Annotated in this window: 9 protein-coding genes; 3 read left to right on the top strand and 6 right to left on the bottom strand. The window is 61.1% G+C overall.

Annotated elements, in window-relative coordinates; genetic code table 11:
* Nucleotides 1-105: 105 nt before the first annotated feature.
* Genes JJD66_RS09230 through JJD66_RS09240 form a run of 3 tightly spaced genes read left to right on the top strand, consistent with a single transcriptional unit; the run spans nt 106 to nt 5,364 of the window.
* A complete protein-coding gene (locus JJD66_RS09230) occupies nt 106-2,031 on the top strand; it encodes an IucA/IucC family protein (protein WP_200647997.1) in 1,926 nt (641 codons plus the stop codon).
* On the top strand, nt 2,021-3,241 hold the full coding sequence (locus JJD66_RS09235; protein WP_200647998.1) for an MFS transporter: 1,221 nt from the start codon (nt 2,021-2,023) through the stop codon (nt 3,239-3,241). The genes JJD66_RS09230 and JJD66_RS09235 overlap by 11 nt, the downstream gene beginning before the upstream one ends.
* A 2-nt stretch (nt 3,242-3,243) precedes the next feature.
* Nucleotides 3,244-5,364, top strand: a complete 2,121-nt coding sequence (locus tag JJD66_RS09240) for a TonB-dependent receptor (RefSeq protein WP_200647999.1) — start codon at nt 3,244-3,246, stop codon at nt 5,362-5,364.
* Between the two features lie 66 nt (nt 5,365-5,430).
* Here JJD66_RS09240 and JJD66_RS09245 read toward each other — a convergent pair whose 3' ends face one another.
* From JJD66_RS09245 to JJD66_RS09270, 6 genes are all read right to left on the bottom strand, one after another.
* On the bottom strand, nt 5,431-5,976 hold the full coding sequence (locus JJD66_RS09245) for a DUF2058 domain-containing protein (protein WP_014719402.1): 546 nt from the start codon (nt 5,974-5,976) through the stop codon (nt 5,431-5,433).
* Nucleotides 5,977-6,001: 25 nt separating this feature from the next.
* The gene (mazG, locus tag JJD66_RS09250) at nt 6,002-6,835 is read right to left on the bottom strand and encodes a nucleoside triphosphate pyrophosphohydrolase (RefSeq protein ID WP_105227666.1); all 834 of its coding nucleotides are present in this window, start codon (nt 6,833-6,835) and stop codon (nt 6,002-6,004) included.
* Nucleotides 6,836-6,988: 153 nt separating this feature from the next.
* The gene (relA, locus tag JJD66_RS09255) at nt 6,989-9,232 is read right to left on the bottom strand and encodes a GTP diphosphokinase (protein ID WP_005790193.1); all 2,244 of its coding nucleotides are present in this window, start codon (nt 9,230-9,232) and stop codon (nt 6,989-6,991) included.
* A gap of 121 nt (nt 9,233-9,353) precedes the next feature.
* Nucleotides 9,354-10,706: a 23S rRNA (uracil(1939)-C(5))-methyltransferase RlmD gene (gene rlmD / locus JJD66_RS09260; protein ID WP_200648000.1), complete on the bottom strand. Its 1,353-nt coding sequence runs from the start codon at nt 10,704-10,706 to the stop codon at nt 9,354-9,356.
* Complete coding sequence (gene cysM, locus JJD66_RS09265) at nt 10,706-11,608, bottom strand: cysteine synthase CysM (protein WP_034128318.1); 903 nt, start codon at nt 11,606-11,608, stop codon at nt 10,706-10,708. Before cysM ends, rlmD begins: the two co-directional genes overlap by 1 nt.
* Before the next feature lie 105 nt (nt 11,609-11,713).
* On the bottom strand, nt 11,714-12,313 hold the full coding sequence (locus JJD66_RS09270; RefSeq protein ID WP_200648001.1) for a tRNA-uridine aminocarboxypropyltransferase: 600 nt from the start codon (nt 12,311-12,313) through the stop codon (nt 11,714-11,716).

Consider the following 12,313-nt stretch of genomic DNA (forward strand, 5'->3'; position numbering starts at 1 on the left):
TCAAAGATTCGGTATAAATTAATGTAACAAAAGCACACGCAAATAATGATTCTCGATATCATTCGTGCGCCTTTCATTCAGGCTCACGATTAGGGAATCAATTTGATGCACGGAAATAGCAGGAAGCCGGAAAACACGTTGCTGGAACGCTGGAGCGAAGCGCTTGCCACCGCGCAATTTCAGGCCAGCCACATCGGCCTCGACGCCTTGATCAATACGCTGGCCCCCGCCGCCGAACGTAGCTTCCAACGCCTGATCCAAGCATTGTTTCGTGAAAGCCTGCTGGACCCCAGCACTCTCCTCTATGACGAACATGGGCATTGCTCGCTGACACTGGCTTGCCAGGCCCGATTGCGTTTCGAACATTTGCACCCTGGCCGCATGGCAAGCTGGGACCTGCGTGGCGAAGTTCTCCTGTTGCGCGAAGGCCAGCCCGAACAGAAAATCCAGTTCCCATCGCAGTTGTTGACGTTGCTTAACGCCAGCCTTGAGTCGCCTGCCGACCGGGAAGTGCTCAACCGCCTCAACGTAGAGATCGATGACAGCTTCATCAACGACACCTTGTGCCTCGCCTTCCATGAGCAATGGACGCTCAAGCTGCATGCGTCAATGGACCCGGTGCATCAAGACAACCTGCTGAGTCATCTCAAGAACAGCCCGAGCGTTATCAACCCGACTTCCGTGCTTGAACAGTGGGGAACATTGGGTCACCCATGGCACCCCAACTACAAGACCAAGCTGGGCCTGAATACCGCACAAGTCATCGACTATTCGCCGGAGTTCGAAGCACGCTTCCCGGTGCTACTGTGCGCGCTGCATCGCCAGTTTGCCCATGTCGAAAAGTTGGCCGGTACCGCCGATTACTGGCAGTGGTGGAGCGAGCACTTCCCGCAGGCAGCACAGCAATTGACCGCAGCCCTGCAAGCGCAGGGCCTTCAGGCAGACGATTATCTGCCGTTGCCTGCCCACCCTTGGCAGGCACGCCAGGAGTTGCCTCAACTGTTCGCCAACGAAATCGGCGACAAACTGCTGGTGCTGACCGATATCGTCGCGTTTACCGCCCACCCCACCATGTCATTCAGAACCGTGTTGCCTGAAGGCCGTCGCGATGCACCGATGGTCAAACTGCCCGTGTCACTGCGCCTGACCAGCGTACAGCGCACCGTATCGCCGCGTTCAGCGCGCATGGGCCCACGGATCAGCCATCTGCTGCTGAGCATCCTGGAACGCGAGCCTGCGATTCAAAAATGCCTGAACATCGTTCCCGAGCGGATCGGTGTGCATTTCCAGCCACAACCGGCCAATGACGAGCACTCCCGCCACTTGGCGGTGCTCTATCGCGACAATCCCCAGAGCCAGCTCCAGCCGGACGAAATGGCCGTGCCTGTGGGCAGCCTGTTTGCCATTGATCACCACGGCCAGCCGCTGCTGCGCCAATGGGTGCGCCTGAGCCAAGGCAAGGATGACGCGGCGGCCATGCTCGCCTTCTTCCATGATTACGCGGCGATCAGTGTGCCGGCGCTGCTGGGCATGTATTTGCGCTACGGCATCGCTTTTGAGGCCCATCAACAGAACTCCTTCATGGTGATGGCCGCAGACGGACAATTGAGCCGTCTTCTGTTGCGCGACTTCGGCGATATCCGAATCGACCGCAAAACCTTGCACGCCCACGGCCTGGACATTGAACTGCACGACCCGAAGATGACGCTGTACGACGACGCAGGTTTCGTACGGGACAAGCTGCTGCACACCGTTTTCATGTGCCATCTGGGCGAGCTCATCCTGCTTGCCGCGCGCCACTTCGACATCCCCCAGGCGCTGCTCTGGAATGAACTGTCGGCTCAGGTCAGCCAGTGTTTTGACGACATGCGCTCGCAGGTTGATCCGCAGCGCTGGGCCACCGAGCGCGAAGCACTGCTGGAGCAAGCATGGCCGGCCAAGTCGTTCATGCGCATGCGCCTGCTGGAGAGTCATGCCGATATCGTCGGGCGGTTGCCTAACCCGTTGAGCGCGGCCGCCAATGCCGACTAACAACACAGCGCTGCGGCTGCTGGTGGTGATTCAGTTGGTGTCGATGGGGGCGATGGAAATGAGCGGCCCGTTCTGGCCGCTGCAAATCCAGAAGTTGCTGGGCACTGCAAATGCTCAGTACACCGGCCTGCTGTCGTCGCTGGTGTATGCCGGGCCGATGATGGCAGCGATGATTCTCACGCCCCTGTGGGGAAGACTCGGCGACCGTACCGGCCATAAGCTGATGATTATCCGCGCGCTGCTGGCGTTGGCGGTATGCCAGGCGCTGGCTGCGATTACGCCTGACCCATGGTGGTTGGTGGCCATCCGCGTGGTACAGGGCGCATTGGCCGGTTTCATCGCCGCAGCCCAAGCCTACGCACTGGCCTGCTGCGGCGACGGCGGACGGGGGCACATTCTTGCGCGGCTGCAATCTGCCACCGCTGTAGGCTCCCTGGCCGGGCCGGTATTGGGCGGCTGGTTGATGGACATATCCGGTTTCGCATTGCTGTGCTACAGCGCCACCGCCGTCTGTCTGCTGTGCGCGATAATCAGCGCGTTTTTACCCAGTGACTCACCACGATCGAGACCTGCCCGCACGTCCAAGCCTGCCGCACTCCCCAAAGGCTGGATTGGCGCGATGTTGGGGATCATCGTATTGATTCAGGCAGCCAGGATGATGCCGCAACCGTTTTACGCCTTATATGTCGCCCAGGTTTTGCACGCGCCCGCGTGGCTGATCGGCGCCAGCTATGGCGCAAGTGCCTTGACCCTGGCACTGTCCGCGCCGTTGTGGGGCCGCCTGTTCGATCGACATCAGCCAGCCCATACGCTGCGCATCATCGAGTGGGTCACCTGGGCCTGCGCGCTCACGCTAGCCTGCACGGCGCTGGCCAGTGAATGGTCGGGGTTTATCGTTAGCCGGTTGCTGTGGGGCGTGTGGCAGGGGGCTTTGTTGCCCGTGGCCTACACACTGATCGCCACTACCGTAGCGCACAGCCAGCAGGGTTTTGCCCTGGGCATGGGCAACAGCGCCGCCAAAGCCGGTGCACTGTGCGGCGCACTGTTGGGTGGTATCGGCATGGGATGGGTGGGCCTGGCGCACAGCTTCTGGCTGGTCGCACTGACCTACGCCTTGGCCGCCGTGAGTATCCGCGCCATCCGTTCGTTTGCGCGAGCGCCTGAGACATCCGATTTTTCTGTCAATACTTCTAATAACTCTGAGACATGATCATGAACACATCGCAATGGGCAGTAATGCTGCCACTTCTCGGGGTAATAAGTGCCCCTGCCTGGGCCGATCAGACAGAGCAGACACAGGCAGCCCCGACCAGTCTGCAACTGCAGGCGACAGTGGTATCGGCCACGCGCAGCGAAACCAGCATTGCGCAGATTCCAGGCTCAGTGCAGGTGATCAATGAAGCGCAAATCCGCCAGCAGACCGGGGCAGGACGTCGGGTCGCCGATATCCTCGGCCAACTGGTGCCTGGCATTGCCCCTTCCAGCGGCGGCATGAGCAACTTCGGCCAGACGCTTCGCGGGCGTAATACCCTGATCCTGATCGATGGGGTTTCACAAAACGCCACGCGCGATAACTTCCGCCAGCTCAACAGCGTGGCACCGGAAAGCATCGAGCGTATCGAAGTGATCTCTGGCGCCAGCAGTGTCTACGGCGCAGGCGCATCGGGCGGCATCATCAACATCATCACCAAACGCAACCAAGGTGAAGACCTGGCGTTCAGCAGCAAGATCGGCATGACCGCCGGCAACAACCTCAGCCACAAGGGGTTCGCTTACCAGGCGTTCCAAAGCGCCACCGGGCGCAAAGGCCCGGTGGACTGGTACCTCTCGGGCAACACCGTGCAGCGCAACGATCAGTTCGACGGTAATGGCAAGCGCATTCCCCAGGACACGTCCCAGGGCAGCAACATGGACACCGATACCTACGACCTGCAAGGTCGCTTCGGCTATGAGCTTGATGACGACAAGAAGATCAGCCTGTCGCTGCAAGACTACAAGGACGAACAAGATACCCGCTACACCAAGAACCCCCGCATCACCAGCAACGCAGTCGCCGTAAAAGGCCTGGACCTGGGCGACCAACCCTACACCCACAACCAGGCGGTCAACCTCAACTACGCCGACAAGGATTTCTACGGCCAGGGCCTGCAGATCGAAAGCTACTGGCGGCGGGCCGACGCACTGTTCTTCCCCGACCTGTCCCGGGGCCGGGCAGGCGTGTCAGACAACAACAGCGTGCAGGACGTCTACGGTTTGCGTGCGGCGATCGATACCCAGATGCCGGACATCGGCCCGGCAACGGGCAACCTGGTATGGGGCGCGGACTACGACCATGAAACCTCACGCCAGCGTGGCGACCAATACCGGGTCAATGGCCTGAGCTACAGCAAAACCGGGACCACATTCGAACTGGGCCCGGATATCGAGACCACCACCAAAGCCATCTTTGGCCAGCTCTCCTACGACATCGACAACTGGACCTTGCGCGGTGGCGTACGTCGCGAATGGATTGAAAGCAAGGTCTCCGACAGCATCGCATACGGCGAAATCGTCCAGACCGGCAACCGCGCGACACTGCCCGGCGGCACGCTCAAATACGATGACACGCTCTATAACCTCGGGGCGGTGTATCACCTGACCGAAAACCAGGACGTGTTCGTCAACTTCAGCCAGGGCTTTTCCCTGCCGGATATCCAGCGCTTCCTGCGTGACGTGAACAGCAAATACGATATCCAGGACCTCAATGCCCAGGCCTTGAAGGTCGACAGTTACGAGCTGGGCTGGCGCGGCGACTGGGACAAGTGGCAGGCCAGTGTCACCGCGTACGAAAACACCTCGGATGTCACGCAGTTCTATGACGCCAATGATCGTGTGCTGCGCCTGATCAATCAGAAAGAACGCGTGCGTGGCGTCGAAACCGGCCTGACCTATAACATCACCGACCAATGGTCCGTCGGTGGTACTTACGCTTACGCCAAAGGCGAGACCCAGCAGAACGGCAAGTGGATCGACCTGCCTGCCACCCGCATCTCCCCCGCCAAGACCACAGCGTTTGTCGGCTATGAGCGTGACGACTACAGCCTGCGCTTGCAAGGTATGCGCCTGGCCAATTATGACGCTGCGGCCAAGGACAACAACGGTCGCGATATCCAGGGCTACACCCTGGTCGACCTGCTGGGCTCGGTAAGGCTACCGGTAGGCCGCCTCGAAGGGGCGGTGTACAACCTCACCAACCGCAACTACCAGAACATGTTCGCCCAGGCCAACGCCCGCGCACCGTACCCGAATGCCGAGGGTCGTACCTTCAGCCTGAGTTACGCAGTGGATTGGTAACCGGTTGGTGCTGCACGCTTAAAACACAAACCCCGCCTTTTGGCGGGGTTTGTCATTTCCAGCGGCTTACCACATCAGATCATCAGGGATCTGGTAAGCGGCGTACGGATCATCCTCATCCGGCACCTGGCTTTCGGTGAGGATGTTGAGCTGCACGATACGCTCCGGAGCACGCTCCTGGATCTTCAGCGCCGCTTCCCGCGGGATCACCTCGTAGCCGCCACCGTGGTGCACGATGGCCAGGGAGCCGTTGCTCAGCTTGTTGCGCATCAAGGTGTTGACCGACAGGCGCTTGACCTTCTTGTCATCGACGAAGTTGTAGTAGTCCTCGGTGGTCAGCTTGGGCAGGCGCGAGGTCTCGATCAGTTGCTTGACCTGGGCAGTACGCGCCTTGGCCTCGGCTTTTTCCTGCTGCTGACGGTTCAGCTCTTGGTCACGCTTGACCTTCTCGGCGTGGGCCTCGGCAGCCAGGCGCGCCTGGGTGTCATCGACTTCGGCCTGGCCTTTGTGGACCAGGCGCTGCTGTTTCTGTTTCTCTTTGCCGACCTGCTTGGCCTGCTTTTGGTTGACCAGACCTGCTTTGAGCAACTGGTCGCGAAGGGAAAGGCTCATGGTGCTTACTCACTTAGGCAACTGCTCAACCGCAGCTGGACACATTCTTTTCCTGACGTTTGGCTTCACCCCAGAGGGCGTCCAACTCTTCGAGGGTGCAATCTTCTATGGGTTGGTGTGTATCGCGCAATGCCTGTTCGATAAATCGGAAACGTCGTTCGAACTTGGCATTGGCACCGCGCAAGGCGGTTTCCGGGTCGACCTTGAGGTGACGGGCCAGGTTGACCGCAGCAAACAATAGGTCACCGACTTCATCGGCGATGGCCACCGCGTCGTTTTCGGCCATGGCTTCGAGTACTTCATCCAATTCTTCGCGAACGTTGTCCACCACCGGCAACGCGGACGGCCAGTCAAAACCGACCTGGCTGGCGCGCTTTTGCAATTTGGCCGCGCGGGACAACGAGGGCAAGGCGGTGGGCACATCATCGAGTAGGGAGAGTTGCTCGGGAGCGTCGGACTTTTCTGCGCGCTCCTCAGCTTTGATCTGCTCCCAGCGTTCCTTGACCTGTTCTTCGCTCAACTGCGGGATATCCAGCGGTGCGTACAGGTCGCCGGTTGGGAACACGTGAGGATGCCGGCGAATCAACTTACGGGTGATGCTGTCGATCACGCCGGCAAATTCGAAGCGCCCTTCTTCCCGGGCCAGTTGGCTGTAATACACCACCTGGAACAGCAGGTCGCCCAGCTCGCCTTGCAGATGGTCAAAGTCGCCGCGCTCGATGGCGTCGGCCACTTCATAGGCCTCCTCCAGCGTGTGCGGGACGATGGTCGCGTAGGTTTGCTTGATGTCCCACGGGCAGCCGTACTGCGGGTCGCGCAGGCGGCTCATCAGGTGCAGCAGGTCTTCGAGTGAATACATCGTATCTCTTTCCGCTGAAAATCCAATGTGGGAGCTGGCTTGCCTGCGATGCTTGCGACTCGGTGCTTCAGTTAAACCGAGGTGATGCTATCGCAGGCAAGCCAGCTCCCACAGAAAACAACTCCACATGTCAGTCGGCTGTCATCCTGCTAATCATGGGGTGCGGTTACGCCGGGTTTCGATGATGTTCGGCAACTGGGAAATCCGCCCCAGCAACCGTCCCAGTGCGTCCAACCCCGGAATCTCGATGGTCAGGGACATCAATGCAGTGTTGTCTTCCTTGTTTGAACGGGTATTGACCGCCAGCACGTTGATCCGCTCGTTGAGCAGCACTTGCGAGACGTCACGCAGCAAGCCGGAACGGTCGTAGGCACGGATGATGATGTCCACCGGGTAAGTGAGCACCGGCACCGGGCCCCAGCTGACCTGGATGATCCGCTCCGGTTCGCGCCCGCCCAGTTGCAGCACCGAGGCGCAATCCTGGCGGTGAATGCTCACGCCACGGCCCTGGGTGATGTAGCCGACAATGGCGTCGCCCGGCAACGGCTGGCAGCAGCCGGCCATTTGCGTCATCAGGTTGCCCACGCCCTGGATCTGGATATCGCCACGCTTGCCCGGCTTGTAGCCAGTGGCTTTGCGCGGGATCAGCTCCAGCTGTTCGTTGCCGCGCTCCGGCTCGACCAGTTGCTGGGCCAGGTTGACCAGTTGCGCCAGGCGCAGGTCGCCCGCGCCGAGGGCGGCGAACATGTCTTCGGCGATCTTCATGTTGGCCTTTTCGGCCAGCTTGTCGAAGTCCACCTGAGGCAGGCCCAGGCGCGCCAGTTCGCGTTCAAGCAAGGTCTTGCCAGCGGCGACGTTCTGGTCACGTGCCTGTAGCTTGAACCAGTGGACGATCTTCGCCCGCGCCCGCGAGGTGGTGATGTAGCCCAGGTTCGGGTTCAGCCAGTCGCGGCTCGGCGTGCCGTGCTTGCTGGTGATGATCTCGACCTGTTCACCGGTTTGCAGGCTGTAGTTGAGCGGCACGATGCGCCCGTTGATCTTGGCGCCGCGGCAGTTATGCCCGATTTCGGTGTGCACGCGGTAGGCGAAGTCCAGCGGCGTGGCGCCCTTGGGCAAGTCGATGGCGTGGCCGTCAGGCGTGAAGATATAGACCCGGTCCGGCTCGATATCCACCCGCAGTTGTTCGGCCAGGCCGCCGATGTCGCCGAGCTCCTCGTGCCATTCCAGCACTTGGCGCAGCCAGGAAATTTTCTCTTCGTACTGGTTGGACCCGGCCTTGACGTCGGTGCCCTTGTAGCGCCAGTGCGCACACACCCCCAGCTCGGCTTCTTCGTGCATGGCGTGGGTGCGGATCTGCACTTCCAGCACCTTGCCTTCAGGGCCGATGACCGCCGTGTGCAGCGAGCGATAGCCGTTTTCCTTGGGGTTGGCGATGTAGTCGTCGAATTCCTTGGGAATGTGCCGCCACAGCGTGTGGACGATACCCAGCGCGGTGTAGCAGTCGCGCATTTCCGGCACCAGCACGCGCACCGCACGCACGTCGTAGATCTGGCTGAAGGCCAGGCCCTTGCGCTGCATTTTGCGCCAGATGGAATAGATGTGCTTGGCGCGGCCGCTGATATCGGCGTCCACGCCGGTTGCTTGCAGCTCGGAACGCAACTGGCCCATTACGTCGCTGATAAAGCGCTCGCGATCCAGACGCCGCTCGTGCAGCAACGTGGCGATCTGTTTGTACTGGTCGGGTTCCAGGTAGCGGAAGGACAAATCCTCCAGCTCCCACTTGATGTGGCCGATGCCCAGGCGATGGGCCAGTGGCGCGTAGATGTCGAAGACTTCGCGGGCCACACGGTTGCGCTTTTCGTCATCGGCGGTCTTCACCGCACGGATCGCGCAGGTACGCTCGGCCAGCTTGATCAGGGCGACGCGAACATCGTCGACCATCGCTACCAGCATTTTGCGCAGGTTTTCTACCTGGCCCTGGGTGCCCAGCACCATGGACTGACGCGGGCTGAGGCTGGCACTGATGGCGGCCATGCGCAGCACGCCGTCGATCAGCTTGGCCACCACCGAACCGAAACGCTGGCCAACGGTGGCCAACGGAATATGCCCTTCGCGCACGCCGCGATAGAGCACGGCGGCAATCAGCGAATCCTGGTCCAGCTTGAGATCGGCGAGGATCTCGGCGATTTCCAGGCCAGTGCGAAAACTTGAAGTGCCTTCGGCCCACAGGTTCTTGGCCGCATTGTCTTGCTGTTCAGACTCACGAGCGAACTCGCAGGCTGCTTTCAAGGCTTCACGGTCCAGTGCCGGGTCGACACTGACGGCATGATCCAGCCATGCCTCGAGATTGATACTGCCGTCGGTGTTGATCGGCTGGTGTGCTCTCACCTGTACCATCTTGCTTACCTTCCCTACGACGCACCTTCGATGCGCCAAAATCATCGCCGACTTTTACTGCGAGCTCCGTGGCAGTGTTCAGGCCCTGGAGAACGCAGGCCAGTCGGATTAAACGGGCATCCTAGCCCGCTTCAAATAACGCCATGGCCTCGACATGCGCGGTCTGCGGAAACATGTCGAGGATCCCGGCACGCTTTAGCCGGTAGCCTTGCTTGACCAACTCAACCGTGTCCCGCGCCAGCGTGGCTGGGTTGCAGGACACATACACCAGGCGCTTGGCCCCCAAGGCTGCAAGTTTGCGCACAACCTCCAGGGCACCATCGCGGGGTGGGTCCAAGAGTACCGCAGAAAAGCCCTGTTTGGCCCATTCTGCGTCGGTCAAAGGCTGGGACAAATCGGCCTGAAAAAACTGTGCGTTATGCAAATGGTTGCTGACGGCATTGAGCGCCGCACGGTCCACCATGGCCTGTACGCCCTCCACCGCCACCACTTCGCGTACGTGGCGAGCCAGTGGCAGAGCAAAGTTGCCCAGGCCGCAAAACAGGTCCAGTACCCGTTCGTCGGCTTGTGGCGCCAGCCATTGCAACGCTTGGGCGACCATCGCCTGGTTGACCCCGGCGTTGACCTGCACAAAGTCGCCCGGCCGGTACGCCAGCTCCAGATCCCACGCCTCCAAACGGAAGCCCAGGGCCTGACCCGGCTCGACGGGCTCCGGCTGCCCTTCCCCGTGCAGCCACAATTGGGCGTCATGGAAGGCGCAGAATTCCTTGAGGATCTGCAGGTCAGCCTCGGACAACGGCGCCATATGCCGCAGCAACACGGCGATGGACGAACCGCTGAACAACTCGACATGTCCCAACGCCTGCGGTTTGCTCAAGCGACGCAGCATCGTTGGCAAACGCTGCATGATCGGTTGCAAGGCCTGTACCAGCACCGGGCAATCATCGATAGCGACGATGTCCTGGCTGGCCACGGCGCGAAAACCCACTTCGAGCTTCTTTGCCTTGGCGTCCCAACGTACGGCCACACGGGCGCGGCGCCGATAACCGAACTCCGGCCCGCTCAACGGCGCTGCCCACTCCTGTGGCTCGACACCGGCCACCCGGGACAATTGCTCGGCAAGCATGCGCTGTTTCAGGGCAAGTTGTTCTTCATGGGGCAGGTGCTGCACGCTGCAACCGCCGCAGCGGCCAACATGGGCGCAGGGTGCCGGGCGACGCAACTCGCTGGCCTGGAACACCCGCTCGGTGCGCGCCTCGACCACTTTGCCATGGGCGCCCAACACCCGTGCCTCCACCTCTTCGCCGGCCAACGCACCGTTCACAAACCAGGTGCGGCCTTCAAAGAACACGATGCCCCGGCCATCATTGGCAAGGCGCTCGATGGTCAGGCGCTGTTTCTTGCCCACGGGTATCTGTGGGGCCCGGCTGCCGCCCGTCGGTTGGAAGCGCAGGCCTCTCTCGTGCTTGGCCATCAGTTGGGTTCGTCGAAAATGCCGGTCGACAGGTAACGGTCGCCTCGGTCACAGATGATCGCGACGATCACCGCGTTTTCCACTTCTTTGGACAAGCGCAACATACCGGCCACGGCGCCACCAGAGGACACGCCGCAAAAGATGCCCTCTTCACGGGCCAGGCGGCGGGTGGTGTCTTCGGCTTCGCGCTGGGCCATGTCGATGATGCGGTCTACCCGCGTCGCGTTGTAGATCTTCGGCAAATACTCTTCGGGCCAACGACGAATACCCGGGATGGCCGCGCCTTCCATCGGTTGCAGGCCGACGATCTGGATCGCCGGGTTCTGCTCCTTGAGGTAGCGCGAGTTGCCCATGATGGTACCGGTGGTGCCCATGGAGCTGACGAAGTGAGTGATGGTGCCCTGGGTCTGGCGCCAGATCTCCGGGCCGGTGCTGGTGTAGTGCGCCTCGGGGTTGTCGCCGTTGGCGAACTGATCGAGCACCACGCCACGGCCTTCGGCGGCCATGCGCTCGGCAAGATCGCGGGCGCCTTCCATGCCTTCTTCCTGGGTCACCAGGATCAGCTGGGCGCCATAGGCGGTCATCGCCGCCTTGCGCTCAGCACTGCCGTTGTCGGGCATGATCAGCACCATCTTGTAACCCTTGATCGCCGCGGCCATGGCCAAGGCGATCCCGGTGTTACCCGAGGTGGCTTCGATCAGGGTGTCGCCGGGTTGGATCTGCCCACGCAACTCGGCGCGGGCGATCATCGACAGTGCCGGGCGGTCTTTGACGGAGCCGGCTGGGTTGTTGCCCTCGAGTTTGAGCAACAGGGTATTGCTGGTTTCACCCGCCATGCGTTGCAAGCGGACCAGGGGCGTGTTGCCGACACAATCGGCGATTGTTGGGTACTGCAAGGTCATGGCGTATTCGCAATCCAGACTGCGGGGCGCACATCATACCGGGAAAGGCCGGCGGGCCATATCACGCAAAGTGTGGTGCTTATGGCTTAAAGGCATAAGCCGGGTTTATGTCGGGTCGCCATGGTTGCGCTGGAATACTTCATCGCCCATCGCAGCAATCTGCCCTGCGATCAGCGCTTCAAAGGGTTTGAGCAGTGGCTCAAACGACGTCGGCGCTTCCAATACCTGCAACGCTTGCGTGATCGCTTCGACCGTCGACAAGGCGCCAGGCCCCGGCGCCTTGCGCAAGCGATAGCGGGAAACGCCACCTTCGGCCAATGTCACCCGGGGCAACGCCGCCAGCAAGGGGTTGAGGTGCAACAGTTTGCGCGCCTTGCGCCAGGTGCCATCGGGAACCACCAACAGCATTGGCTGATCGTCAGGTGCGTAGGCGTGCAGCGGCTCGGCGTCATCCGCCGGAAACAACAGGCGTGCCCGATAGCCAGGCGGGTTCAATAGCGTCGCCAGGTCATCAAACACCTCCCCCACCACCAACTGCGCGTTGTTCAGGCCCAGCGCCGCCAACCGCGCAGTATTGAGTGCATGGCCGACCTCGCTCGGGTGCTGCAACAGCAACACGCGGGTGCGGCTGTCGAGGTGGGGGATCAGCGCACAGAGGCAGTGCGTGGTCGGGCGCAGGCAGCGCGGGCAATGGGGTCGGGACAT

The sequence above is a fragment of the Pseudomonas sp. MF6751 genome, assembly GCF_016613265.1.
GTDB classification, from domain to species: domain Bacteria; phylum Pseudomonadota; class Gammaproteobacteria; order Pseudomonadales; family Pseudomonadaceae; genus Aquipseudomonas; species Aquipseudomonas fluorescens_BV.